Source organism: Amycolatopsis sulphurea (genome assembly GCF_002564045.1).
In the GTDB taxonomy this organism is placed as follows: Bacteria; Actinomycetota; Actinomycetes; order Mycobacteriales; family Pseudonocardiaceae; genus Amycolatopsis; species Amycolatopsis sulphurea.
Genome location: NZ_PDJK01000002.1, coordinates 2,469,678 through 2,495,087, shown reverse-complemented (window position 1 = coordinate 2,495,087; position 25,410 = coordinate 2,469,678). Strand labels below are relative to the sequence as shown.

Here is a 25,410-nt window from a genome sequence, read left to right as displayed (position 1 = left end):
GTCAGGTCAGCCCAGCGTGCGTGGTGGCCGCGACTTCGACCACCTCACCGTCTTCGGCCAGCTTCAAGGCACCCGTGAGCAGCCCGACCACCTGGTTCATGGAATGCGTCTTCGGCGACACCACAGCCACCCGCTTGCCGAGCCGGTGTACGTGGATCCGGTCCGCGATGTCGAACACGTGCGGCATGTTGTGGCTGATCAGCACCACCGGCAGGCCGCGGTCGCGGATCCGGCCGATCAGCTCCAGCACCTTGGCCGACTCCGCGACCCCGAGCGCGGCGGTCGGCTCGTCCATGATCACCGCTTTGGTGCCGAACGCCGCGGCCCTGGCGACGGCGACGCCCTGGCGCTGGCCGCCGGAGAGCGTTTCGACCGGCTGCGAGATGGACTTGACCTGGATGCCGAGGTCGTCCAGGATCCGCTGCGCCTCGGCGCGCATGGTCGCGGTGTCCAGCTTGCGCAGCCCGACGCCGAGCGGCCCGCGCAGCCGTTTCTCCCGGCCGAGGAACATGTTCGTGGCGATGTCCAGCGCGGGTGCCACGGCGAGATCCTGGTACACCGTCTCGATCCCGAAGTGCCGGGCGTCCAAAGGGGACTTGAAGTGCACGGTCCTGCCGTCCACTTCGATCTCCCCGGCGTCCGGCACCACGGCCCCGGAAAGGGCTTTGATCAGGCTGGATTTGCCCGCGCCGTTGTCGCCGACCACGGCGAGCACCTCGCCGGGGTAGAGGTCGAAGTCGGCGCCGTCGATCGCGGTGACCCGGCCGTAGCGCTTCACCAGGCCGCGCGCGGACAGCGTGGGGTTCTCGGAAGTCATGACTGCTGCCTCCGTGCGATCCGGTCCACCACGACGGCGGCGATCAGCAGCGCACCGGTGGCGAGATCCTGGTAGTTGCCGTCCACGCCCATCTGGGTCAGCCCGGACCGCAGCACCGCCACGACCAGCGCGCCGAAGAGCGTGCCGAGGACCGAGCCGCGGCCGCCGAACAGGCTCGTGCCGCCCAGCACCACGGCGGTGATCGAGTCGAGATTGCCGAGCTGGAACTGGTTCGGGTCGGCGTTCGGCGTGCGGCCGAGCGCCTGCCACGCGGCGATGCCGAAGCACAGCCCGCCGACCAGGTACACCGAAAGCACCGTGCGGTTGACCTTGATCCCGGACAGCCGGGCCGATTCCGGCGCGTTGCCGACCGCGTAGACATGCTTGCCCCACGCGGTTTTCGTCAGCGCGTACCAGACGACGAGGAACATGATCAGCGCGAGGGTCATGCCGTAGGTGATCGGGATGCCGCCGAACAGGTAGCGCTTGGTGCCGAGCCACTGCAGCAGCCCGTCGCCCACCGGCACCGCCTGCCCGCCCGCGATCAGCTTGGCCACCGCGGTCAGCCCGGTGAACGTGCCGAGCGTGATGATGAACGCGGGCAGCTTGACCCGGGTGGCCAGCGTGCCGATGAACAGGCCGACCAGGATGGTCAGCACGACCCCGGCGAGGAGCGCGACGAACCCGTTCGTGTCCGCCGCGGCGAGTTTCGCCATCACCAGCGTGGCCACGACCATCGACGAGGCGTTCGACAGGTCGATGCCCGCGATCAGGATGATCAGCGTCTGGCCGAGCGCGAGCGTGCCGACCACCAGCGACTGCTGGACCACTGTGGACAGATTGTCCAGGTCGAAAAAGGTGTCTGTGGAAAGGGAGAACACCACGACGGCGACCACCAGCGCGAGCGCCGGGCCGACCGCGGGGGCGCGCAGCAGGAACTCACCGGGCGAGTCCCGTTCCCGGGCGCCGTTCACGGTGGTCATGTGGTGCCTCCCCAGCAGTTCTCGAGACCCCAAGCGGTGTCCTTGCTGGGCACACCCGGCATCGGCTTGTCGGTGATCGTGGTCGAGCCGGTGTTCACGAACCCGGCCGGCTTCTGCCCGGTCCTGGCATAGTCGACCGCGGCGAGCACGCCCTGTTCGGCCATCTTCCGCGGGAACTGCATCACGGTGACCGCCAGCCGGCCGTCCTTCACGTTCTGCACGCCCTCGCAACCGCCATCGATCGAACCGACCACGAGCTGACCGGTGACCCCACGGGCCTTGAGCGCGGCGTAGGCACCGCGGCCCATCGGCTCGTTCATCGAGTACACCGCGTTGAGATCGGTGGTGCGCTGCAGCAGGTTCTCCATGCCCTGTTGGGCAAGGCTCTGGTCGCCGTTGGCGTTCGTGCGCCCCTTGACCTCCGGCGCGCCGTCCTTGAGCCCGATGCCCTTGAGGAACCCTCCGTGCCGCTGGGTGTCCACCGACGCGCCCGCGGTGCCGTCGACCATCAGCAGCTTCGGATCGGCCCCGGCGAGCGCCGCTCTGACGTACGCGCCCTGCTGCTCGCCGGCGGCGAAGTTGTCCGTGGCGAAGGTGGCGTCGACCGCGTCGGACGGATCGGTGGCCGTGTCCAGTGCGATCACCAGGACCCCGGCGTCGCGGGCGTCCTTGATCGCCTTGAGCACCCCGGTGGACGAGCTGGGCGTGATCAGGATGGTGTTCACGCCCTGCTGCATCAGGTTCTCGATGGCCCGGACCTGGCCGTCGTTGTCGCCGTCGAACTGACCGGCCAGCGCGCTGAACTCGGCGCCGTTCGCCTTCGCCGCCGCGGCCGCCGAATTGCGCAACTCGACGAAGTACGGGTTGGTGTCGGTCTTGGTGACCAGGCCGACCTTGGCCTTGCCGCTGCCTGCTTTGGCGGTGCTGCCGCCCCAGTGCCGCTCGGCCGTGCAGCCGACGCCGGTGACCGCGACAGCGGCCGCCAGTGCCAGCGCGGTGAGACTCCGCCGTCTCATGAAGATTTGCCCTCCGGATCGAGGTGCGAACTTGCCGATGGACCGGAAGGTAGACAAGACTCGGGCCGCGACGCAAGCGTTTGCGCAAACGCTTGCCCGTCTCTGGGGAGAAGACAGAAAGGATTGACATGCCACGACCGCGTTCGGCACGGCCGACGCAGCGGGACATCGCGGAGATGGCCGGGGTGTCCATCACGACGGTTTCGCATGTCGTCAACGGCACCCGCGCGGTCGCGGAGAGCACGAAGACCGCCGTGCTGCGCGCGATCGAATCGACCGGCTACACCGGCGACGCCATCGCACGTTCGCTGGTCACCGGGGGTACGCGGTCGATCGGCATGGCCGTTTCGCTGGTGGCGAACCCGTACTTCGCCGGGCTCATGCAGGCGATCGAAGGGGAGGCCTCGGCGAACGGCTACACCGTGCTGCTGGCGGACACGCACGACACTGCGGCCACCGAACGCGAGGTGATCCGGACATTGCGCTCCCGCCGGGTGGACGGGCTGCTGATGACCCCCGCGGCCGGCACCGGCCCGCTGATCGGCGAACTCATGTCGCTGGACGTGCCGATCGTGCTGATCGACCGGCTCACCACCCGTACCGACGTGGATCAGGTCGGCGCGGAGAGCATCCAGGCGACCTCGGCGCTGACCGCGCATCTGGCGTCGCTGGGACACCGCCGGATCGGCATGATCTCCGGTGCCCCCGGCCTGACCACCAGCGACGAACGGGTGCTGGGCTATCGGCTCGGCCTCGGCCGGGCCGGTCTGCCCTGGACCCCGGAGCTGGTCGCCTGCGGCCAGTCCTCCCGCGACGGCGGCAGCCTGGCCCTGAGCACCCTACTCGCCCTGCCGGAACCGCCGACCGCGCTGGTGGTCGGGAACGACAGCATGATGGTCGGCACCCTGCACGAAGCCCGCCGCCGCGGCCTGCGCCTCGGCATGGACCTGGCGGTCGTGGTCTACGACGATGTCGAGTGGGCGGAGTTCGTGGACCCGCCGCTGACCACCATGGCCCAGCCGATCGAGGCGATCGGACGGCGCGCCGTCCAGCTGCTGATGGCCCGCCTCGCCGACCCGACCCGACCGGCGGAAACGGTGCGGCTGCCGCCGACACTGCGGCATCGGGAGTCATGCGGCTGCCCCACGCCGGAGTGACCCGACGAGCAGCTTGACCACCACGCGCACGCTAGGTTGCTTTACAGCCGGGAAATTCACTCACTTCGGTGATTCTGTGGACTCGATGGTTTCGGATACCCGTCCAGACGGGAAAGGCGGCAAGGGACTGGCTAGCCTTGGGTAAGAACGAGGACGAGGGCCTGGATGATGACCGCTCTGGCGCCGGTGGCTCCGGTCTGGGACCCGCCGGTCACGTACCGGTTCGGGGTCGCTCTGGGGCGCCATGCCAACCCCTATAACGATCGGTTGTTGCGCGCCATTCGCGGTGCCGCGGCGCGGGCGGGGTGCGATCTGCTGCTGGCCGACACCGCCGATTCGGTGCGCGAGGAAGCCGCCGTCGTGCGAGCGTTGCGGGCCGACCGGGTGGACGGGGTGCTGCTGGTTCCGGCGCCGGGTGACGATGCGGTGGTCAACGGGCTCGTGCGGATGGGCGTGCCGACCGTGCTGGTGGACCGGATCGCCGGGCGCAACGACGTGGACCAGGTCGGCTCCGAGAACATTCAGGCCACCGCCACGCTCGTCGAGCATCTCGCCGAGCGGCGGCACCGGCGGATCGCGCTGATCACCGGCGAGTCCGGCGCCACGGTGACGGAGGAGCGCACCCTCGGCTACCGGCTCGGCCTGGAACGGGCGGGCTTGCGCTACAACCCGGACCTGGTCACCTCCGGCATGTCCTCGGCGGGCGGCGCCGCCCGCGCCACCGCGGCGCTGCTGGAAGGCTGGCCCTCGCCCACCGCGATCGTGGTGGCCGGCGAGTCGATGCTGATCGGCGCCCAGTGGGAGGCCCACCGCCGCGGCATCCACATCGGGGCGGAACTCGCCATGGTCGGCTACGGCGACATGGACTGGGCCCGAACGGTCTCACCCGGGGTCACCACGATGGCCCAGCCGATCTCGGAAATGGGCCGCCGCGCGATCCAGCTGCTCGTCGAACGCTGCAAGGAACCGGAACGCCGACCGGAAGCGGTCCGGCTGGCTCCGCGGTTCCTGCACCGTGCTTCCTGCGGCTGCTGAGGGTCTGCTCGTCGGCACGGTGCCGGCTTCTGCGCTCGGATCAGCGAAGCAATGCCGCGCCGCGCTGATGAGGCCCGCGCCCGCAAAAGAGGCCGCCGCGTCGCTTGAGCCTGCGCACGCACTCCCTGTTAGGGAACGGGCTGCTGTCCGGGAAGCAGAGCGACCACGCGGGCCTTTCGCGCCGCAGTTCCCGCGAGTGCCATACCACCAGGGCGTGGCCATGACCACCCAACGGTACCTACGCGGCGAAGGGGAACGGGCTGCTGCCCGGAAGCGATCCGGCCGCCCGAGCCTTTCGCGGTGGCTTCCATGCTCACCCTGGAGGCTGTGAAGGGGCCCTTCACGGACTCTGAGGCTGTGAAGGGCCCCTTCACAGCCTCCGGCGACAAGTCACAGCCCAGCCGGAGGCGACCGTGCCGACGAGTCACGGCACCGTGGCCGCGGCCTCCAGCAGCATCCACGCTCCAGTTTGGACAGACAGATCCCGTTCCGGCACAGCGCCAAGCGGCAACGGCGGCACAGGGCGCGACCATTCCGCACTGAACAGCGGGCCACCGGGCGCGACCACCGCACCCTGCCAGCACGCATCCGCCGAGCTGAGCACGATCCGGCGCGCAAGGCCGGACTCCGGATCGGGCAGCCGGGGGACGGCGAGGGCCAAGTACCTAGCCAGGATCGCGGCGAACAGCCCACCGTCCCCGCCGCCCTGACCGCGCAGCACATTGTCCGGGGCGAGATGGACCGACACGGCGCGAACGGTGCGGGCGGCACTATCCATTTCGGACTGTTCGAGGCACGCGCCGAGGTAAACCCCTTGACAGTAGGTGTAAATGTTCTTCACCAGCTCGCCGGAATCCGCCCGGATGCCATCCCGGACCAGCCCGGTGTCCGGGTCCACGAGCGTCGTGGTGAGCCACTGTGTCAGCGCGCGGGCGCGGGTCGCATCACCTTGTCGGGCATGGAAGATCGCCGCGGGGCCGTTCGAGGGGGCGTTCTTGAACCGATCTCCGCGCCGCCACCAGATGCCGCCGCCGAGGTCGTCGGTCCAGCCCTCGTGCAGGCGGGCGTCGATCGCGGTCAGCGCATCGTCCACTGTGGATAATTTCAGGGCGTGGACTCGTTGCAGGGCAAGGCCGAGCCAGGCGATGTCGTCGTAGTATTCGTTCACCCAGGTGCCGAAGTTGCGCCGGTGCACGGATCGGACGAACCGGTCGATCACCTGGGCCCGGCCTGGGTTGGGGGCTCGTAGTTGCGCATCCACCAGACAGTCCAGCAGATGCGCTTGCCACCAGTAGTTCCAGTGCCAGTGCAGCCGTTGCCCGAAGCTGGGCGGCCAGCCGCTACGGCCGAGCGCCGTACCCGGCATCGGCCAGACCCGGCGCAGGTGCCGGGTACGCACCGCATGCTCGGCCGCCGCTGCTCGGGCGGCGGGGTCGGAGGTGTCCACCCCACCGATTCTGCCCCCGTACCGCTGGGGATCGGTAGATTCACCAAGCTTGTGACAGGTCCGCGTGCCGGCGGATCCAGGAGTGCATCACGATTCCGGCCGCCACCCCGGCGTTGATCGAGCGGGTGGTGCCGAACTGCGCGATCGACACCACCTGCACGGCGCTCGCCTGCGCGGCCTCGGACAGCCCCGGCCCCTCCTGCCCGAACAGCAGGACGCACTCACGCGGCAGCTCGGCCGTTTCGAGCGGTTCGGCGCCGGGGGTGTTGTCGACCGCGACCACGGACAACCCGGCTCCTGCGGCGAATTCCAGCAGGCCCGCGACGTCCTCGTGATGGCGCAGGTGCTGGTAGCGGTCGGTGACCATGGCGCCGCGCCGGTTCCAGCGGCGACGGCCGACGATGTGCACCTCGGCCGCGGCGAAGGCGTTCGCCGTGCGGACGACCGTGCCGATGTTGTGATCGTGCTGGAAATTCTCGATCGCCACGTGGAACGGATGCCGCCGGGTGTCCACGTCGGACACGATGGCCTCACGACGCCAGTATCGGTAGGCATCGACCACGTTGCGACGGTCGCCGCCGGCCAGCAGCTCGGGGTCGTAGCGCGGGTCCTGCGGCCAGTCACCCGGCCACGGCCCGACGCCCACCTCCTCGCGGGCGCCCCATTCGGTCGGTCCGGGCTCGTGCGGTTCCGTCGTCACGGACGAGGATTCTCGCTCACCCCACGCGCAGCTCGCGCGCCGGAGTGCCCTGGTCGCGGTGGCGCCAGCGGTGATAGGCACCGACGTAGGAGAACACCAGCAGGCCGATCGCCACGATGATCACCGCGGGCAGCGCGGAACGCGGGATCACCGTGCCGTAGAGGTAGTAGGCGTTGAACCCGCCGGGCAGATCGCCGAGCCCCTGCTGATGCCGGAAGAAGTCCTCCAGCGCGGTGAGCGGGCAAGTCAGCGGCGTGACGTTCACCAGCACCCCCCAGACCGCGAAGATCACGTGCACGAACACGACCTTTGGCCAGCGCCAGGCAAGGAATCCGCCAAGGCCGATGAACAGCAGCGCGAAGATGTGCACAGCCACAGTGACATCCGCCAGCACGTGCGCGACCGTAACGTTCACGGCCACCTCCTCCCGGTCCCCACCAGCGACGTTACCCCGGATCAGCGACACTGCCGGGCGAAAATCAGGGAGGTGGTGTGATGTTCGACCTACCGAAGCAACCAGATCGCCAAGCGGTGATCCGAACGTGACTTGCGGGCGATCTTCCGGTGTCCGGAGGCGGGCATCCTGCGCACCCGCGGATGCGGCCGGGGCCGGGGCCGGGGAACGAGATGAAGGCTGTGAAGGGGCCCTTCACGGACTCAGAGTCTGTGAAGGGCCCCTTCACAGCCCCCGCCCTGCGGCCCCCGGGCACGCGCGGAGTCACTGCACGCGGTCGGCCTGCGGTTCCTCGTCGTCGGGCAGGTGCACGTCGCCCACGTTGATGTTCACCTCGACCACTTCCAGGGCGGTCATCTGCTCGATCGACCCGATCACGTTGCGCCGCACCTGGCGGGCCAGCTCGGCGATCGGCACCCCGTACTCGACCACGATCTGCAGGTCGACCGCCGCCTGCTTCTCGCCGACCTCCACCGCGACGCCCTGTCCCGCGCTGGCCGAGGCACCGGGGATGCGATCGCGCAGCGCGCCGAACGCGCGGGCGGCGCCGCCACCGAGGTCGTACACCCCGGAGACCTCACGGGTCGCGAGGCCGGCGATCTTCTGCACGACCACGTCGGCGATGCTCGTCGTGCCCTGCGAGGTGACGAGCGGCCCGGCGTCCGGGCGGGTGGTCAGCTCGGTGTTCTCGGACTTGGTGGCGGTCATCGGTGCTCCCTCGGTTTCGGTGGGGTACCACGTGTTCTTGCCCCGTTATCGAGTCGACACCACCCGGCGAAGATCGTCACGACCCGATCGTGTGACGTCCCGCTCAGGCGAACGCGGCACCGTCGAGATCGGTGACCACCAGGCGCAGCCGCGCCCGCGCCCACTCCGTACCGGCCAGCACCTGCCGCACGGACTTCTCCGCCTGCGCCAGCAGCGGCGGCAGCGGCAGCCGGGTGGCGATCACCCGGACCTCGACCAGCTCCGGGCTCAGGTCCACCGCGCCACCGGACAAATCCACCGGCAGCCAGCTGATCTCCGGCGCGATGACGGTCGCCGGGCGCAGTCCTTCGAGCCCAGCCACGGCCTCGGCGATCTTCCCGGCCGTCGCTCTCGCCCCGGTCGCGGTCACCGGTCATCCACTTCGATGTCCAAAATGGACACCGTGACCGCGTCCACGGACACCCCGGTCTGCTCGGCGACCCGGCGGGCGACCGCCCGCTGCACCGCGCGGCCCACCGCGGCGGCCTGGTCGGCACCGGAGGCGACCAGATCGAGCTGCACGGTCCGCCTGCCTTCGGCGGTCCGCACGCGCACGCCGTCGGCCGGCGCCGGTTGGAGCCCTTTCCAGCGCTGCCGCGCCGCCCGGGTCCAGGCCGTGACCAGCCCGCGCAGCCCCGGTTCGAGCCGCACCACCCCGGAGGTCTCGATCGCTGCCCGCGCGGCGACACTCGCGACCACCGGATCGGCGATCACATACTCGGCCTCGACTGTCATTCGCCGTCCTCGTAGACGTCTTCCACCAGCAGATCCAGCTTCTCCAGCGAAAGCCCGACCCGTGCGGCCGCGGCCGCGGTGACCAGCTCCCGCACCCGGGCCAACGAATCACCGCCGTCGTCGTTCCCGAGCCGGAGCGAAAGGGTGAGTTCCACTTCGACTTTGCTGGCCCCGCGGCCGTCGACGCCGACCGTTCGCACGCGTACCCGGCGCGCCCGCACGTCGCCGGCGGAATCCGCCGCGTAGCGCAGGACCACCGCCACCGCCTGTTCGCTGACCTCGACGCCGCCGGGCTCCGGCGTGCCCAGGTCGACCATCTGGCCGCGACGCACCTCCGCGCGGATCGCGGACATGATCCGCCCGAACAGGTCCGGCGGCGGCGGATCGGGTTCGGTGATCAGCTCGTCGGTCGCCGCCCGCAGCGCGAGCAGGCTCTCGCGCGCGGTGCGGCAGTGCACGCAGGCCAGTTCGTGCTCGTCGGCGTGGCCCGTGCCGACCTCGTCGAGCCTGCCCCAGACCGTCTCCAGTTCCCGGCCACAGGGCAGTCCGTAATCCTGGTTCACCGCCACGGCTTCATCTCCTCCGCCAGCTGCGCACGGGCCCGGGCGATCCGCCCCCGGACCGCCGCGGGGTTCGCACCGACGATCTCGCCGATCTCGTCGTACGAGCGGCCGTGCACCTCACGCAGCAACCAGCAGGCCCGCTGCTGCGCGGTCAGCCCTCGCAACGCCTCGTTGAGCGCGGCCAGCTGGCTGCTGACCTGCACGGCATGCTCCGGACGGGCGTCGCGGCGCGGGGACTCGGCGAGGTCCAGGTCGACGTCGGCCTGCGGACGGCGCGCCCGGATCACGTTCAGGCAGCGATTGGTCGTGCTCCGGTAGAGCCAGCCGACGAACGAATAGTCGTCCTTGAGCTGCTCAAGCTTGCGCCACGCACCGAGGAAGACCTCCTGCACGACGTCTTCGGCGTCCCCGCGGTGATGCAGCATCTTCACCGCGAGCCGGAACATCTGCCCCTGGTAGCGGAGCACGAGCTGTTCGTAAGCCCGCACATCACCGTCACGCGCGCGGCCCACGAGGGTTGCGTCGTCGAGCGGCGTGCCGGGCTCCGCGTGGATCGTGGTCACGGCGCCCCCTTCCATCAGGGGGACACTGCAAGGAGGGAGTTCGTCACGCACGCATTGTCGATGATCACCGTCGCCGAGGCGAATCAGCTGAGCCCGAGGTCGTCCTTGCTCAGCAGGTAGCGGTATTCGAGGCCCTCTTTTTCGATCGCTTCGCGAGCGCCGGTCTCCCGGTCGACCACGGTCGCCACACCGACGACCTCGGCACCGGCCTCGCGCAGCGCGGTGACCGCGGTCAGCACGCTGCCGCCCGTGGTCGAGGTGTCCTCGACCGCCAGCACGCGCTGCCCGCGTACCTCGACGCCTTCGATCTGCCGCTGCATGCCGTGTTCCTTCACGGCCTTGCGGACCACGAAGGCGTCGAGCACGACACCGCCGGCCGCCGCGGAGTGCAACATAGCGAGCGCGACCGGGTCGGCGCCGAGGGTGAGCCCGCCGGCCGCGACGTAGTCCCAGTCCGCGGTCAGTTGCCGCAGCAGCTTGCCGATCAGCGGAGCGGCGGCGTGGTGCAGCGTCGCGCGCCGGAGATCGATGTAGTAGTCAGCTTCTTTGCCGGAAGCCAGCGTCACTTTGCCGTGCACCACGGCCAGTTCGGTGATCAGCCTGGCCAGTTCGAGCTTCGCAGTTCGGTCCAACGCGGGATACGCCACGGCCGAGAGTCTTACACACGCCGTCGCGGCGCCTCTCCCATCGGTGCGAGTCATTCACCGAGCGAGACGGCGGTCACCGGACGTGTCCGGGTGGCCACCCAGGCCGGCACCACCGAGGCGAACAACGCGACGCCGACCGCGGCGGCGACGACCGCCAGGTACACGCTCGCCGGGCCGGTAGGCAGTGGTGAACCCGTCGCGACCAAGCAGAACGGCACGATCGAGCCCGCCGAGACGACCGTGCCGAGCAGTACGCCGATCCCGGCGACGAGGCAACCCTCGAAGCCGGCCATACGCAGCACCTGGAGCCGGGTGAAGCCCCCGAGCCGTTGCAGTCCGAATTCCCGGCGGCGCCGTGAGGTCGCCATCACGAGTGTGTTGACCACGGAAATCACGGTGTAGCTGACGATCATGCCGAGCATCAGGTAGCTGACCCACGCGCCGACCTCGCTGTCCGACGCGTGACCGGCGAGCAGGCTCGCGCGGTCGCCGACCGACACCTGCTGTCCGGCGGTCGCCGTGGCGAGGCTTCTCGTGAGCGTTGCCTGATCGACGCCGGGCTCAGCGCGAACCAGCACCTGCGGCGCGAGACCGGCGGTGGTGTGCGCGGCGAGTAAACCCGCGGGAAAGAGCATCTTCTCGGAACCGTGTTGCGCTACGAGTGCGGCGACGCGGGTGGTGACTTGTTGCCCGTCGCCGAAGCGGAGCGTAACCGTGTCGCCGACATGGCGGTCCAGGTCGGCCGCGACGTCGTCGGGCAGCGCGACGGCGTCTCCAGTGAGCGCGTCGAGGCTGCCTGCGGTGACAGTCGTGGACGTCGTCTGCCCGGCGTTCCCAGCGGTGAGGCCGAGCGCGCTGTAGCCGTCCTCGTCGTTGTTGTCGTCGTAGGGCGAGATGATGAAGACAGTGCTGGTCACGTACTCCGACGCAGCTGCGACGCCGGGCGCCTGCTGTACGCGCCCGAGTAGCTCCGGGCTGACGCCTGCTGGCGCGATGACCACAGCATCCGCGCGCAGGTCTTCACTGAACGCCTGCTGCGAAGCCGCCTGCTGTGTCGTTTGCAGGTAAATGTTGGCGGTCGCCACGCCCACAGCAAGCATGATCGGCGTGACGGCGCCCGACACCCGCGCAGCGGCTGCCCGCGTGTTCGACACCGCTAGCCAGCCCGTCACCCCGCTGATGAGCCATACGGGGCCTTGGAGCAGGACTGCCACCAGCTTCGTGACGCCAGGCGCAACTGCTGCCACACCGACTGCCCACAGCATCACCGCAGGCCCGGCTGTGCTGCCCGCGACCGGGCCGGTCATCGCCGTGACCGTCACGATGCCGAGCGCCGTACCGCCGCCGAAGCAGAGCACGGCGACAACCACGCGCGGCCAGCTGAGCCATCGCCGCTCCACCGCCGCCTCGGTCAACGCCTCGGTCGGGCGAATACGGCTGACCCGTCGCGCGGCCACCATCGCCGCGGCCACTACGGCGAGCAGGGCAACGCCAGCGGCCACGGTCATCGGCACCCAGCCTTGGTGGAACCGGATGACGTCGGGCACCACGCCTGCGTCGGTGAAGCCGTTGAACAACCACCGGCCGAGCACCGGCCCCAGGAACGCGGCTGCACCGATCGCGAGCAGGCCAATCACCACGGCTTCGCCGAGCACCATCCGTCGCAGCTGCCCGGGCAACGTGCCGATGGCCCGCAACAAGACCAGCTCGCGCCTTCGCTGCTGTGTCGCCAGCGCCAGCGTGCTGGCGATCACGAAGAGCGCGACGACCACCGAGAGGCCGCCAGTGACCCCGGAGAGAACGACGAGGTTGTTGCCTTTCGCTTCTGCCCGTGGGAATTCCGCATACCCGCGGTCGTCGCCGGTGAGCGCGGCAATGCCGTCGCCGAGATGCATTCCAGCGGCCACCGTGGCGGGATCGCCGGTCGTAAACACACCGAAGGCGTCGACCTTGCCGCCCGCCAGCCGTTCGGCCTCAGAGGGCGTGAAGAAGACCGTCGGTTGCGAAGCGTTGGACGCCGCAGCGACACCGGCGACGCGATAGCTGCCCGGCCTGCCCTGAGCGGCGAGCTGCACCGTGTCACCCGGCTTCATGCCTACCGCGGACACGACGACCTCGCCTTCGCGCGGAGCATGCCCGGCGGTGAGCGTGTACGGCGTGAGTACCGCAGAGTCCCATCCGTGGCCGACCACCGCACGGCCATTCAGCACCACCGGCACCGTCACGTCACTGACCACAGTGGACACTCCGGGTGTCGCGCGGATCTTGTCCGACAGCGACGGGTCCAGCCGTACGCGCTCACTTAATGAGCTTTTCCGGGTAACGGTTGGTCGCTGTGGGTGATCATGTTGTGCGGTCGTGCTCGATGTGGAGGATGACGAGGGCGGCTGCGACGATGGTGCCGATCTTCCATGGACAGAGGCTGATGTTGCGCAGCGCCTTGAACGTGGTCTTCAGCAAGGAGTTTCCGCGTTCGCCGATCGCTCGTTTCCCGTTGTGGGCTTTGTTGTGGGTCTTCTGTTCCTTGGTGAGTTCGCCGCCTTTCGGTTTTTTGAACGCGACGGTGATGGTGTCGGCTTCACCTTCGTAGCCCAGGTCGCCCAGGGCGGGCGTGTTCTCGGCGATCCAGGTGGCCAGGGCGGGCAGGATCTCGGGGTGTTCGCGCAGTGCGGTGGTGTCGTGCTCGCGGCCCGGCCGCACGTCGGAGGTCCACAGGGGCCAGCCGTCGGGGGCGGTGATGACCTGGATGTTGCCGCCATGATTGGAGTGTTTGCCCGACCACCACAGGTCCACCCCGTCGGTGGGTCCGGGGGTGCGGACCCGCCCGGTCGGTCTCGATCAGGGTGCCGTCGATGGAAATGTGGCTGTGCCCGGCCATTTTCGCCGCCAGTAACGCTGACTCGAGCGCGGGTGCCTGGGCGGCGAGCACCGTGAACCCCTCCTCGAGATAGGTGTACACGGTGGACTTGCCGATCGCGTTGTCGACGGCGAGCTGCTTGACGCGAGTGCCGTCGAGAAACCAGCGCAGCACCAAGACCGCCTGCTTGAACGTCGTCAGAACCCGGCGATCTTTGCGGGTACCGCGCCGCACCCGTTCGGCGTGCAACAGGCTCGACAGGTACAGCACGGTCTGGTCGCGTACCGGCAAGGTCGCGGTGTATGACACACTCATCAGGCGCGGAACCTCTATGAAGTTGATCTGTGGTAGGACCAAATTCATACCGAGGTTCCGCGTCTTTACGTTGCACCACAACAACTTCGGCGTGTCACCACCGCCAGCAACGACCACACCCAGGCTGTCACCCAGCGTCACAGATGCTTACCCGGAAAGCCTCAATGTGGCTGACTTGGTCTTTTCCTCGTCTTCGGAAGAATCATTCTTCCGAAGCTGAGTCTTCTGCTCCCCAGCGACGACGAGCGGGGCGCCCGCCAGCCGCTGAGGAGGCGCGTCGGCGCGAATGCCGGTCTCCATGAGACCGCCGGCCGCCGAGATGATGACAGCACCGAGAAACGCGGCGACGAAGGTCGCGAGAAACCCGCCTTTGCGCAGCCGGAGCGTACGCAGCGCAATTCGCAACATCAGACGCCACCAACTGCGGCGTCGGCGGCCCCCGCGCCGAGATGCGTCATCCGTTCGGCAACGGCCGCCGCTGTCGGCCGAATGAGAGAACCGGCGACCCGGCCGTCCGCGAGAAAGACCACGCGATCTGCGTGTGCAGCAGCGACGGGATCATGCGTCACCATGATGACGGTCAGCCCACTACGGACGGAATTCCGCAGCAAAGCCAAGACCTCGGCAGCAGTGTGGGTGTCGAGTGCACCGGTGGGCTCGTCGGCGAAGAGCACCGCGGGACGCGTCACGAGCGCCCGCGCGATCGCGACGCGTTGCTGTTGCCCTCCGGAGAGTTCACCAGGCAGATGCTTGCGCCGGTCGGACAGCCCGACGTACGCGAGCATCTGGCCGATGAGCCTCTTGTCGATCCGCCGACCGGCCAGCCGCAACGGCAGCTCCACATTTTGTGCGACGGTCAGCGCAGGCAGCAGGTTAAACGCTTGGAATACGAAGCCGACCCGATCCCGCCGCAGCTTCGTCAGCTTCGTTTCCGAAACCTTCTCGAGGTCTTCACCGTCGAGCTGGACCGATCCACTCGTCGGCCGGTCGAGCCCGGCAGCGCAGTGCAGAAAGGTGCTCTTGCCGGAGCCCGATGGACCCATCACCGCGGTGCACCCACCCCGCGGAAACGCCAGGTCCACTCCGTCGAGCGCGACCACCCGCCCGTACTCCTTGCGCACCGCTTTCAGCCGCACCGCCGCGTTCGCCATAATGGGAACGTTATGCAGAAACCCCCAGATGCACCCTGGTGCCACCTCGCCGAATATGGGTGGGGGCAGCCCTACCGCACCGGCAGCCGGCGCCCATCCGTCTACTTCGGACAGGTCAGGCCGCTCGGCCTCGGCCCGGGGCCGGTCCGGTGAGCACAAAGTCGGCGGTCAAGTGGGTGAACCTCGCCGCCCACCCGGCGCACTTGCTTGATCGCGAAGTAGGGTCCCGCACATGGGCAAGCACACCAAGCGGATGCCCGGCTGCCTGCCGCGGGTGGCCGTTGGTGCTGCCCCGCTGGCCCTGCTGGTGGTCGGCACGGCCACCGTCTGGGCGGAGCCGTCCCGCATGGGGATACCACTCGACCTGCCGCACAGCGGCTTCGACCAGGCGTCCAGGATGTACGACCAGTCGGTGACCCACGAGATGTACCTAGGCGAGCAGTTGCACCAGGATCCCTCAGCGACCCACCGGCCGCGCCTCGGCACCCGGCCGTTCAGCGGCGATGCCCTGCACCCGGCCTGGACCGCTGCCGGCACCACGGACACCGGCCGGTTCACCGGCGACTTGCGCGATGTCCTCGCCGCTGCGGCCGAGCCTGTCACGGGCCGGTTCACCGGCACCCTCGACCTGCCCACCGACCGGCAGTTCGTCTCCGGCGACCTCGGCCTGCTCGCGGCAGCCGAGCCACCCCGGTCCTTCCGCGGCCAGTTCACCCTCGACGAGCTGGCCAGCACCTGGGCCGACACCGCGCCCGACCCGGTGCCGACGCAGTCCCAGCCCGCCCGCGCGCTGGGACATCAGCTCCTGGACGACGACTGGGGAGTGTCCCGGGTCACAGTCGGACCGGCCTGAGGCCGATCAGGGCTCTTCGTTCTGCTCCGGCTGCGGCGCAGGCACCGGCCCGGGTTCGCCCGGACCACCGAACGGGGAGCGCGGCTGCGGCGGGGCCGACGGCTCGGCATCTCGGACGTCGGCCGCGGTCTGGGCCCGGACTGGGGTGGTGACCTGCGTGTCCGCCGGGGAAGTGGCGTGGGTGATCGCGCGCGGGTGGGATTCCCCGGCGCCGGAGGTGTCGAAGACCTGGGTGCGCGGGGCCGGCGCTTCGGCGTGCGGGTCGAGGGGCTGGGTGCGCTGATCAGGGGTGGCCGAAGCGACCGTCGGCATGCCGGCGGCCGGGGTCCAGGTGCGGTTGCTGTCGTAGTCCTCGTCGAACGGGTCCACGATGTCCGCGATCTCGCCGAGGTCGCGCAGCAGCCGTTCGAGGCGGGACGGGCCCGCTCCGGGCACCACGCTGGCCAGCACCCACTCCTGCTCCAGCCAGGCCACGCCGACGTCGCCGCCGAGCTGGTCCGCGGCGTCGACCAGGTCTTGGGTGATCACCTGGCGGGCGCCCTCGGTGTCGTCGGCGAAGGCGTAGCGCTGGCCGATCGGGCCGAGCATCTCGGGCATGTTCTCGCGCTGGAACGGCACGCTGGACAGCCACATCTCCACCGGCACGCGATGCGTCTTGTTGCAGCGCACGGCGACCACCACGGCCGGGATCTGCCCCTCGGACTCGATGTCGAAGATGAACACCGGGCGGCGGCCGTCGGAGGTGAAGGTGGACCCGGCCACGACGTTCACCGCGGCGTCCGCGCCGAAGTAGCCGATCGCGCCGCCGGACCACTGCTGCGGCAGCCGATCGTCCTCCTCCACGAACTGCCATCCGCGCAGCTGGGCCCAGCGCTGCCGCTCACGGTTGCGCGAGCCTTCCTTGGCCCGGTCCGCAAAGAGCAGGCCAAGCCCCGCCACCAGCGCGACGGCGGCGATGACGAACCAGATCCACGCCGAGATACCCACGCCGATCAGGGTATCGCTGCCGGGCCCCTACCCCGGAACGCGCGCACCGTGTCGGCGCGCCCCTTTTCGGACAGTTCCCGAATGCCAGGTCGACAAATCGGCTAATCACCACCTCTGGAGGTGCTCGGGGAGAGGGCTGTGAAGGGGCCCTTCACAGACTCTGAGTCCGTGAAGGGCCCCTTCACAGCTTTCACCGGGCCCCGGTCGTCAGTCGGCGCGGGACACGGTGAGGGTGTCCCCGGCGTCCATGTCCGGGGTGTCCACCCGGACCGTGTCGCCGTCGCGGACCTCGCCGGACAGCAGTTGCTTCGCCAGCTGGTCGCCGATCGCGGACTGCACGAGGCGCCGCAGCGGACGAGCCCCGTAGATCGGGTCGAAGCCGTTGAGCGCGAGCCATTCGCGGGCCGCCTCGGTGACGTCCAGGTTCAGCCTGCGCTGGGCGAGCCGCTTGGCGAGCCGGGCCACCTGGATGTCCACAATGGACGTCAGCTGCTCGGTGCCGAGCGCGTGGAACACCACGATGTCGTCCAGCCGGTTCAGGAACTCCGGCTTGAACTGCCGCTGCACGACGTCCAGCACGGCGTCGCGACGCTGTGCCTCGTCCAGCGCCGGGTCGGCGATCGCCTGCGAGCCGAGGTTCGAGGTCAGGATCAGGATGGTGTTGCGGAAGTCCACCGTCCGGCCCTGCCCGTCGGTCAGCCTGCCGTCGTCGAGTACCTGCAGCAGCACGTCGAACACGTCCGGGTGAGCCTTCTCGACCTCGTCCAGCAGCACCACCGTGTAAGGACGGCGCCGCACGGCCTCGGTCAGCTGGCCGCCCTGGTCGTAGCCGACGTAACCCGGGGGAGCACCGACCAGCCGGGCGACGGAGTGCTTCTCGGAGTACTCGCTCATGTCGATCCGCTGCATCGCGCGCTCGTCGTCGAACAGGAACTCCGCCAGCGCCTTCGCCAGCTCGGTCTTGCCGACGCCGGTCGGGCCGAGGAACAGGAACGAGCCGGTCGGCCGGTCCGGGTCGGCCACGCCGGCCCGCGCCCGCCGCACCGCGTCCGAGACCACCTGCACCGCCTGGTCCTGCCCGATGACGCGGCGGTTCAGCTCCTCCTCCATCCGCAGCAGCTTGCCCGTCTCGCCCTCCAGCAGGCGCCCGGCGGGAATGCCGGTCCACGCGGAGACCACGTCCGCGACGTCGTCGCTGCCCACCTCCTCCTTCAGCATCACGTTCTGCTTGCTCGCCTCGTTCGCGGCCATGGCGGCCTCGAACTCCTTCTCCAGCACCGGAATCCGGCCGTAGCGCAACTCCGCGGCCTTGCCGAGGTCGCCGTCGCGCTCGGCGCGTTCCGATTCGCCACGGAGCTGCTCCAGCTGCTCCTTCAGCTCACGGACGGTCTCGATCGAGCCCTTCTCGTTCTGCCAGCGGGCGGTCAGCGCGGTGAGCTCCTCGCGCTTCTCGGCCAGCTCGGCCCGCAGCGCGCTCAGTCGCTCCAGGGAGGCAGCGTCGTCCTCTTTGGACAGCGCCATCTCCTCGATCTCCATGCGCCGCACGGACCGCTCGACCTCGTCGATCTCCACCGGCCGCGAGTCGATCTCCATGCGGATCTTCGACGCGGCCTCGTCGACCAGGTCGATCGCCTTGTCCGGCAGGAACCGCGCGGTGATGTAGCGGTCCGACAGCGTCGCGGCGGCCACCAGCGCGGCGTCGGTGATCCGGACCCCGTGGTGCACCTCGTAACGCTCCTTCAGCCCGCGCAGGATCGCGATGGTGTCCTCCGGCGACGGCTCGCCGACCAGCACCTGCTGGAACCGGCGCTCCAGTGCCGGGTCCTTCTCGATGTGCTGGCGGTACTCGTCGAGCGTGGTCGCGCCGACCATCCGCAGCTCACCGCGGGCGAGCATCGGCTTGATCATGTTGCCCGCGTCCATCGCACCCTCGCCGCCCGCACCCGCGCCGACGATGGTGTGCAGCTCGTCGATGAAGGTGACGACCTCGCCCGCGGAGTCGGTGATCTCCTTGAGCACGGCCTTCAGCCGCTCTTCGAACTCGCCGCGGTACTTCGCGCCGGCCACCATCGACCCGAGATCGAGGGCGACCACACGCTTGCCGCGCAACGATTCCGGCACATCCCCGGTGACGATCCGCTGGGCAAGACCCTCGACGATGGCCGTCTTGCCGACCCCCGGCTCGCCGATCAGCACCGGGTTGTTCTTGGTACGACGGGAAAGCACCTGCACCACACGGCGGATCTCGGTGTCCCGGCCGATCACCGGGTCGAGTTCACCCGCGCGGGAGCGCTCGGTCAGGTCGACGCCGTACTTCTCCAGCGCCTTGAACGTGCTCTCCGGATCCGGGCTGCTGACCCGCGCGGAGCCGCGCACCTTGGCGAACGCCTCACGCAACGCGTCCGGGGTGGCGCCGTGGCGCTTCAGCAGGTCGGCGACCTGGGCACCCTCGGTGGCCAACCCGACGAGCAGATGCTCGGTCGAGACGTACTCGTCACCCAGTTCGGTGGCCAGCTTCTGCGCCTGCGTGAGCGATTTGACCGCGGGCGCGTCGAACTGCGGGGTCGACACGGTCGCGCCGGTCGCCGAGGGCAGCGCCTGGATGATCGGCTCAAGGTCCTTGTGCACCGTTTCCGGGTCGGCCCCGACCGCGGTCAGCAGCGGCGCGGTCGTGCCCTCGCCCTGCGCCAGCAGGGCGCCCAGCAGATGGGCGGCCGATACGTGCGGATTGCCGGCCACGGTGGCCGCCTGCGCCGCGGACGAGATCGCCTGCTGGGTCTTCGTGGTCGGGTTGAAAGCGTCCATCCCTCACCTCATGCGTCAGTGGAAGTCTCATGTTTCTGTGGAAAGTGCAGGTGAACGGCCTGACCAAGGCCGTCCGACAGGTATAACGTCAGCAAACTTGAGTCTGTTCCGCTCAACTCTGAATCGGGCTCACGGCCCCCGTCGGCAACCTCGGCCCCAGCCTGCCCAGCCCCAGCACGGCGAGGCAAGCGCAGACACCGACCAGCACCCAGGGTAGCCAAATGGACACATGAAACACCGAAACGACGGCCGGGGCGAGTACTTGCACCACGGTGAACGCGTACTGGAACGCCGCCAGGTAACGGCCCTTCGCTTCGGGAGGCGCCGCGGCTTCGGCGAGCGCACCGGACCGTGGGCCGAAAATCAGATCACCTGCCGCGTACACAAGCGTCGCAGTCAACAGGTGGCACTTGCCAGCTTCGCGGTACGAGAAGCACACCGAGGCTGACAGCGCACCACGCGGCGAAGAGCGCAGAGCCGGCGCGCATCGCGTCAATCCGGCTGAGCTGCCGTGTCAGCCGTAACGCCACCGTGCCACGTTCGAACCGCAGAGCCCGTGACGGGCCGACCAGCGCTCAGTTCCATCAGCTACAACGGCTGGACACGACTGGGCTGTGGCCCCCTGCACCTGGACACTGGCGGGCGAGGTGTGCCGGCTCGTGCCCGCACGGCCAGCGGCCGCGCGTAGCGGCTGATGTGGGCTTCGAGTTCCTGCCGCTGCAAGGCGCATGGTGAGGTCGCCCACTCCCACCACCTGCTCACATGTGCCTTTCCGGTCAGCTCGCACCGAAGTTGGGCGGGAGGTGGGCGCTGGGTGCTGCCTGATCGAGGTCGGCCGAGCGGAGCCGGAAGGCTTGCAGCGTGAGCCCGAAGTACTTGCTGGTTTCGCCGACCCAGTGCATGCCGTTGCGGCGGACGGTGGCGGCTGCCCGGGTGTTCCCCGGTCGGACGACGGCGAACAGCTCGTCGACGTCGTACTCGAAGGCCCACGCAGCTAGCGCGTAGGTGGCTTCGCTTGCGTATCCGTGGCCCCAGGTGTCGGGGTGGAGCTGCCAGCCGATCTCGAGATCCTCGCGACCCGGCGGGAGGGGCAGCAGAATCGCCCCACCGATGACGTGACCGTCGCTGCGCCGCTGAATCGCCCAGCGCCCGGCGGGTAAAGCCATGCCGGCGGTTTCGGCGATCCATTGCTGCAGCAACAGGCGCATGGCCCCTAGATCGGGTACGCGGTCCATGGCCGGGCTGAGCCAGCGCGTCACCGCATCGTGCCCGTAGACGGCCAGTGCCGCGGACGCGTCCCCGACATGCCAGCCCCGCAGCATCAACCGCGCGGTGAACACGGTAGGACGTGACGACAGCGTGGCCGGATCGCGTACCGCCATGCCAAGGTCGTTTCCGATTGTGCTGTCCGACCTGACACGAGGCCGCAAAATGCTGCTCGATGTGTTCATCGGACGCGGCCACCGTCGACTTCCCAGCGCTGTGTCTCTGCTTCCATGAACTCCGCGCCACTTTTCTCCGGCGCGGCAAATCGTGTGAGGCGGCTCAGAGCGAGAAGCGTCTCGGTACTGTCGACGTTGTCTCGCTGCGATGCAGTCATCAGGGTGTCATGCGCAGAAGCCGCCGTAGTTTCAGGCGGCACTACGAGCAGGGTCAGGCGTTGCCGGCCCTGCCCGGCCACCGTCACAGTGCCGGGGTGTTGCGAGCGGAACCCCTCCAGCCGGACCGTGCGGCCCTCGATCGTCAGCCGGCGCGCGGCTGCCTGCCACATGGTCAAGTTATAGGTCACCCGCTCGATCCGGCCCGGCCGAATTGCCAGCACCGCAAGCAGCGCAGGCAATTCGGCGGCCAGGTCCCGGGATCGGGGCCACCACGCGCCGTCGACATACCCCGTGGTGGGCGCCTTCGGCTTCAAGCGCAAGCGCAGCGTGTGCCGAGGCGGCTCGATGACCGTCGAGGTCGATGGGGTGGCGATCAGTGTGTGCGGGCTCGAACTCATGCCGATGCTCCCGTCCCTGGCCGCAAATACGGCCGACCTGGGCTTTCGTCGAGGACGACGCGGGTTGGCCACTCGCGTACGAAATGCTCTCGACACCATCAACACTACGCCCTCTTTCGCCGCCTGCTCAGACCACAGGCTAAGAGCTTGTCTCATGTGGTGAGTTTTCGGAGTTTCTTGTAGCAGGTGATGGTGGCGCCGAGGGTGGAAGGCGAGGTAGTGGCTGGCTTCGTGTTCGTAGCGCAGGGTGAGACGGCGGTGGGCCTTGCCCCCGGATGTTGGTCACGGGGTATGCGGTGTGGGACAGCGTAGCTGTCGTCGGGTTGAGGTTGTTGTCGTAGTCGATCGGGGGGATTGCTGTGCGAGGAGGAAGCTCCCGTCCTCGATCGGGAGATACGTGATGTCGCCGGCGTACTTCGTGTTCGGCGTCTGGACGGTGAAGTCCCGGCCGAGCAGATCCGGAGCCTCGCCGCGGCCGGGTCGCCGATGCTTGCGGCGCAGCCGCAAGCCGGATAACCCGGCCTTGCGCATGATCCGCGCGACGCGCTTGTGGTTGACCGGGTGCGCCCGGTCTCCCGCAGCTCGGCGGTAATCCGCGGGACACCGTAGGTGCCACCGGATTCCCGGTGCACGGCGCGGATTCGGGCCGCCAGCCGGTCATCGGCTGCCCTACGGGCGACCCGAGCCTTTGCGCTGGCCTTCCAGTGATAGAAGCGGGACCGGGCGATGCCGACCACCTGGCACAACCGCTTCACGCCGTACCGGCGCTGATGGTCATCAACGAACTGGAAGCGGTTCACCAGCGCGTCTCCCCGGCGAAGTACTCGGCCGCCTTACGCCGGATCTCGCGCTCTTCTTCCAGTTCACGGACCCGCTTGCGTAGCGTAGCGTTCTCGCTCTCCACCGTGCCCGGGACCGGCGCGGCCGCCGGGGTCGCCGTCCTCGGCGCGGGATCCGGTGCGTCGTCCGTCGTCGATCCGGATCCAGTTCCGCAACGTCTCCGCGTTGACCCCCAGATCCTCAGCCACCACTCTGATCAGGGCTCCCGACCGGGACCGGTACAACGCAACCGCCTCGGCCTTGAACTCCGGCGGGTAGTGCTTCATCACCATCTGAACAAGACTCCAGTCCCCCAGATCCAAGTGTGTCAGGAGTCCAACATCCGGGGTGAAGGCCGGTCTATCCAGGTTCTGTTCCTCGACAGCTCAGAAACCTAGACCCAGCAACGACGTGCCCCTCTGCCACCTGGGAAACCCACCCACGCGGTGGAGTTTGCGCCACAGCCCGGCCTTCGTCCACTGGCTGAAGCGGCGGTGCGCCGTCTGGAACGGAACACCGAACGGGGGCGGCAGATCCGGCCAGGCACATCCGCTGGTCAACACGTACGCGATCGCCGTGAACACCGCACGATCGGGCAACGGCGCGGTACCACCACCTTGCGGCCGAGGCCCGAACTTCGGGATCAACGGCTCCACCAACTCCCACAGCGCATCCGGCACCAACCGCAGCGATAACGCATCCTCACAAGCCAAGATCATCGCCGATTACCGGCAGATCACCACGTAAGACACGCTCTAAGTCAGGTCCGGAAGGAGACATCGCGAAATGACCAAGAACCACTCCGAGTAGAGCGCGTTGCCCGAGACAGGTCACGCGGCCGGCTGATCATCAGTACAGCCTTCCCCGGTTGGCCGCAAACTCCTCTCCGCGCACAACATCTTGCGCCGACGGAGCAGCGTGCCGCCCCGCGGTTCGCGCAGGGCCGCGGCTGTCGAGCAACAGGTCGTGCCACACCGGTGTACCGCCGAGACGCACTGTGGACACTGTCGGCTGCGAAGAACCTGCTGTCGCCAGAAGCAAGTGCTCGCCCTCGGTACTCGCCGAGAGCGCGTACTCGCCCTTACTGCCCGTACGCCCCACGTCGACCTGACGGCCGGCCAAGTCGGTCAGTGTCAGGACGATGCCGGAAACCATGCGCCCACCGGTATCGAGAACCCGCCCACGCAACGCTGTGGTGACCTCCACTGGCTCTTCGACGGCGTTGGTGACCGGAGCGTCTGCGTCGAGAGTGCGTCGCAACGGCACCTCCTTGACGAACAGCACCGCCAGGAACGTGACCACGGCGATGATCCCGGCGTACAGAAAGACCGTGCCGGTCGAATCGCCGAAGGCGGCCCGTACCACCGGCTGCAGTGCAGCCGGCAGCGAAGCGACGTTGAAGGTGCCGCCCCCGCCGTGCACCGCGACGTCGGCCGAAACTCCCATGTGAGTCAACGACTTCGCGATGTTCGAGGCCACCTGGGCGGACAACACCGCACCGAGCGCGGACACCCCGGCCGCCCCGCCGAGCGACCGGAAGAAGGTGACCACCGAGGAGGAGGAACCCATGTCCTTCATCGCCACGGTGTTCTGGACCACCAGCACCAGGTTCTGCATCAGGAAGCCCAGCCCGATGCCGACCAGCGCGAGATAGCCCCCCATCAGGGTGAGATTCGTGGCGTGGTCCACCGTGCTCAGCAGGAAGAGCCCGGCCACCAGGGAGGCCCCACCGGCGACCATGAACGGCTTCGTCCGGCCGGTCCGCGAGATCACCTGGCCCGCGGCGGTCGAGGCGATCGCCAGTCCCAGCACCAGCGGCAGGGTCATCAGGCCCGCGTGCGTCGGCGAGAAGCCACGGGAGACCTGGTAGTACTGCCCGAGGAACACCGAGCCGCCGAACATCGCGGTACCGACCGCGAGCGAACCGAGCACGGACAAGGTGAAGGTGCGGTTGCGGAACAGCCGCAGCGGCACCACCGGCTCCGCGGCGCGCGATTCGACGAACACGGCCAGCGCGAGCGCGAGTACCGCGCCACCGACGTAGGCCACGCTGGACCACGAGGTCCAGGCGAAGCTCTGCCCGGCCAGCGAAACCCAGATCAGCAGCAGCGCCACGCCACCCACCAGCAGGGTCGCGCCGAGCCAGTCGATGCGCACCTTCCGTTTGAGCACCGGCAGCTTCAAGGTGCGCCCGAGCACCACGAACGCGATCACCGCGACCGGCACGCACACCCAGAAGCACCAGCGCCAGCCGAGCGGCGAATCGACGATCAGCCCGCCGATCAACGGCCCGGAAACGGTGGCCACGGCGAACACCGCGCCGGTGTAGCCGGAGTACTTGCCCCGATCGCGCGGCGCGATCATCGCGGCGATGACGACCTGGATCAGCGCCTGCAGGCCGCCGAGCCCGATGCCCTGCACCGCGCGGTAGGCGATCAGCTCGGGCATCGAGCCCGCAATGCCGCCGAGCACCGAGCCGAGCGTGAAGAGCACGATCGCCAGCTGGTAGAGCAGCTTCTTGCTGAACAGGTCGGACAGCTTGCCCCAGATCGGGGTGGTCGCGGTCGAGGTGAGCAGGGTGGCGGTGACCACCCAGGTGTACTGGCTCTGCGTGCCGTGCAGATCGGCGAGGATCGTCGGCAGCGCGTTGGACACGATCGTCGACGACAGCAGCGCCACGAGCAGGGCGAGCAGCAGGCCGGTGAAGGCCTTCATGATCTCCCGGTGGGGCATCGGCTCACCGGTGGCCGGGGTTTCCAC

Annotated in this window: 25 protein-coding genes and 4 pseudogenes; 4 read left to right on the top strand and 25 right to left on the bottom strand. The window is 68.9% G+C overall.

The features are described 5' to 3' along the window. Position 1: 1 nt before the first annotated feature. Genes ATK36_RS17760 through ATK36_RS17750 form a run of 3 tightly spaced genes read right to left on the bottom strand, consistent with a single transcriptional unit; the run spans position 2 to position 2,816 of the window. Positions 2-817, bottom strand: coding sequence for an ATP-binding cassette domain-containing protein (locus ATK36_RS17760; RefSeq protein ID WP_098512577.1), 816 nt, complete (start codon positions 815-817; stop codon positions 2-4). Next, positions 814-1,800: an ABC transporter permease gene (locus tag ATK36_RS17755; RefSeq protein WP_098512576.1), complete on the bottom strand. Its 987-nt coding sequence runs from the start codon at positions 1,798-1,800 to the stop codon at positions 814-816. The genes ATK36_RS17760 and ATK36_RS17755 overlap by 4 nt, the downstream gene beginning before the upstream one ends. Continuing rightward, positions 1,797-2,816: a substrate-binding domain-containing protein gene (locus tag ATK36_RS17750; RefSeq protein ID WP_098512575.1), complete on the bottom strand. Its 1,020-nt coding sequence runs from the start codon at positions 2,814-2,816 to the stop codon at positions 1,797-1,799. The genes ATK36_RS17755 and ATK36_RS17750 overlap by 4 nt, the downstream gene beginning before the upstream one ends. 128 nt (positions 2,817-2,944) lie before the next feature. Here ATK36_RS17750 and ATK36_RS17745 point away from each other — a divergent pair, with 128 nt between their 5' ends. Further along, positions 2,945-3,973, top strand: coding sequence for a LacI family DNA-binding transcriptional regulator (locus tag ATK36_RS17745; protein ID WP_098512574.1), 1,029 nt, complete (start codon positions 2,945-2,947; stop codon positions 3,971-3,973). Between the two features lie 168 nt (positions 3,974-4,141). After that, positions 4,142-5,008, top strand: coding sequence for a LacI family DNA-binding transcriptional regulator (locus tag ATK36_RS17740; RefSeq protein WP_098514964.1), 867 nt, complete (start codon positions 4,142-4,144; stop codon positions 5,006-5,008). 424 nt (positions 5,009-5,432) lie between these two features. Here ATK36_RS17740 and ATK36_RS17735 read toward each other — a convergent pair whose 3' ends face one another. The 13 genes and pseudogenes from ATK36_RS17735 to ATK36_RS17675 form a co-directional block, all read right to left on the bottom strand. After that, positions 5,433-6,374 (bottom strand): glycoside hydrolase family 76 protein, encoded by a 942-nt coding sequence (locus tag ATK36_RS17735; protein WP_098514963.1) that lies wholly within the window; start codon positions 6,372-6,374, stop codon positions 5,433-5,435. Positions 6,375-6,495: 121 nt separating this feature from the next. Continuing rightward, positions 6,496-7,155: a TrmH family RNA methyltransferase gene (locus ATK36_RS17730; RefSeq protein ID WP_098512573.1), complete on the bottom strand. Its 660-nt coding sequence runs from the start codon at positions 7,153-7,155 to the stop codon at positions 6,496-6,498. Between the two features lie 16 nt (positions 7,156-7,171). Next, positions 7,172-7,570 (bottom strand): DUF2784 domain-containing protein, encoded by a 399-nt coding sequence (locus ATK36_RS17725; protein WP_098514962.1) that lies wholly within the window; start codon positions 7,568-7,570, stop codon positions 7,172-7,174. Between the two features lie 303 nt (positions 7,571-7,873). Next, positions 7,874-8,317: an Asp23/Gls24 family envelope stress response protein gene (locus ATK36_RS17720; protein WP_098512572.1), complete on the bottom strand. Its 444-nt coding sequence runs from the start codon at positions 8,315-8,317 to the stop codon at positions 7,874-7,876. A 103-nt stretch (positions 8,318-8,420) separates the two neighbouring features. Next, positions 8,421-8,726 carry a hypothetical protein gene (locus ATK36_RS17715; protein ID WP_098512571.1) on the bottom strand — a complete coding sequence of 102 codons (306 nt, stop codon included), beginning with the start codon at positions 8,724-8,726 and terminating at the stop codon, positions 8,421-8,423. After that, positions 8,723-9,091 (bottom strand): Asp23/Gls24 family envelope stress response protein, encoded by a 369-nt coding sequence (locus ATK36_RS17710; protein WP_098512570.1) that lies wholly within the window; start codon positions 9,089-9,091, stop codon positions 8,723-8,725. The genes ATK36_RS17715 and ATK36_RS17710 overlap by 4 nt, the downstream gene beginning before the upstream one ends. Beyond that, the gene (locus ATK36_RS17705; protein ID WP_098512569.1) at positions 9,088-9,660 is read right to left on the bottom strand and encodes a hypothetical protein; all 573 of its coding nucleotides are present in this window, start codon (positions 9,658-9,660) and stop codon (positions 9,088-9,090) included. The genes ATK36_RS17710 and ATK36_RS17705 overlap by 4 nt, the downstream gene beginning before the upstream one ends. After that, positions 9,651-10,232, bottom strand: coding sequence for an RNA polymerase sigma factor (locus ATK36_RS17700; RefSeq protein ID WP_098512568.1), 582 nt, complete (start codon positions 10,230-10,232; stop codon positions 9,651-9,653). The genes ATK36_RS17705 and ATK36_RS17700 overlap by 10 nt, the downstream gene beginning before the upstream one ends. Before the next feature lie 68 nt (positions 10,233-10,300). Continuing rightward, positions 10,301-10,864: an orotate phosphoribosyltransferase gene (gene pyrE / locus ATK36_RS17695; RefSeq protein WP_098512567.1), complete on the bottom strand. Its 564-nt coding sequence runs from the start codon at positions 10,862-10,864 to the stop codon at positions 10,301-10,303. 50 nt (positions 10,865-10,914) lie between these two features. Continuing rightward, a complete protein-coding gene (locus tag ATK36_RS17690; RefSeq protein WP_245914862.1) occupies positions 10,915-13,101 on the bottom strand; it encodes an FtsX-like permease family protein in 2,187 nt (728 codons plus the stop codon). A gap of 106 nt (positions 13,102-13,207) precedes the next feature. Continuing rightward, a pseudogene (locus tag ATK36_RS17685) lies at positions 13,208-14,036 on the bottom strand (transposase family protein). A 147-nt stretch (positions 14,037-14,183) separates the two neighbouring features. Next, entirely contained in the window at positions 14,184-14,444 is a 261-nt protein-coding gene (locus tag ATK36_RS17680) for a hypothetical protein (RefSeq protein ID WP_098512565.1), read from the bottom strand. After that, positions 14,444-15,187, bottom strand: a complete 744-nt coding sequence (locus tag ATK36_RS17675) for an ABC transporter ATP-binding protein (protein ID WP_170069786.1) — start codon at positions 15,185-15,187, stop codon at positions 14,444-14,446. Before ATK36_RS17675 ends, ATK36_RS17680 begins: the two co-directional genes overlap by 1 nt. A 232-nt stretch (positions 15,188-15,419) precedes the next feature. On the opposite strand from ATK36_RS17675, the gene ATK36_RS31550 reads away from it, so the two are divergent. Beyond that, the gene (locus ATK36_RS31550) at positions 15,420-16,040 is read left to right on the top strand and encodes a hypothetical protein (RefSeq protein WP_141544477.1); all 621 of its coding nucleotides are present in this window, start codon (positions 15,420-15,422) and stop codon (positions 16,038-16,040) included. A 330-nt stretch (positions 16,041-16,370) separates the two neighbouring features. On the opposite strand, the pseudogene ATK36_RS17665 reads toward ATK36_RS31550, so the two are convergent. From ATK36_RS17665 to ATK36_RS17630, 8 genes and pseudogenes are all read right to left on the bottom strand, one after another. Continuing rightward, positions 16,371-17,027 (bottom strand): annotated as a pseudogene (locus ATK36_RS17665) (hypothetical protein); the annotation flags it as partial. A gap of 207 nt (positions 17,028-17,234) precedes the next feature. Then, positions 17,235-19,832: an ATP-dependent chaperone ClpB gene (gene clpB, locus ATK36_RS17660; RefSeq protein ID WP_098512563.1), complete on the bottom strand. Its 2,598-nt coding sequence runs from the start codon at positions 19,830-19,832 to the stop codon at positions 17,235-17,237. Positions 19,833-19,944: 112 nt separating this feature from the next. Beyond that, a pseudogene (locus ATK36_RS17655) lies at positions 19,945-20,368 on the bottom strand (MFS transporter); the annotation flags it as partial. Between the two features lie 240 nt (positions 20,369-20,608). Then, on the bottom strand, positions 20,609-21,214 hold the full coding sequence (locus tag ATK36_RS17650) for a GNAT family N-acetyltransferase (protein WP_098512562.1): 606 nt from the start codon (positions 21,212-21,214) through the stop codon (positions 20,609-20,611). Between the two features lie 65 nt (positions 21,215-21,279). Then, positions 21,280-21,831 carry a DUF5994 family protein gene (locus tag ATK36_RS17645; RefSeq protein WP_098512561.1) on the bottom strand — a complete coding sequence of 184 codons (552 nt, stop codon included), beginning with the start codon at positions 21,829-21,831 and terminating at the stop codon, positions 21,280-21,282. Positions 21,832-21,983: 152 nt separating this feature from the next. Next, positions 21,984-22,568 carry an IS3 family transposase gene (locus ATK36_RS34710; protein ID WP_423682931.1) on the bottom strand — a complete coding sequence of 195 codons (585 nt, stop codon included), beginning with the start codon at positions 22,566-22,568 and terminating at the stop codon, positions 21,984-21,986. A 126-nt stretch (positions 22,569-22,694) separates the two neighbouring features. Beyond that, the gene (locus ATK36_RS17635; RefSeq protein WP_098512559.1) at positions 22,695-22,943 is read right to left on the bottom strand and encodes a transposase; all 249 of its coding nucleotides are present in this window, start codon (positions 22,941-22,943) and stop codon (positions 22,695-22,697) included. 150 nt (positions 22,944-23,093) lie between these two features. Then, a pseudogene (locus tag ATK36_RS17630) lies at positions 23,094-23,306 on the bottom strand (transposase); the annotation flags it as partial. Here ATK36_RS17630 and ATK36_RS33615 point away from each other — a divergent pair. Further along, on the top strand, positions 23,227-23,397 hold the full coding sequence (locus ATK36_RS33615) for a hypothetical protein (RefSeq protein WP_245915413.1): 171 nt from the start codon (positions 23,227-23,229) through the stop codon (positions 23,395-23,397). The pseudogene ATK36_RS17630 and the gene ATK36_RS33615 overlap by 80 nt on opposite strands. Before the next feature lie 102 nt (positions 23,398-23,499). Here ATK36_RS33615 and ATK36_RS17625 read toward each other — a convergent pair whose 3' ends face one another. Continuing rightward, positions 23,500-25,383 (bottom strand): MFS transporter, encoded by a 1,884-nt coding sequence (locus ATK36_RS17625; protein ID WP_245914860.1) that lies wholly within the window; start codon positions 25,381-25,383, stop codon positions 23,500-23,502. Positions 25,384-25,410: the final 27 nt, after the last annotated feature.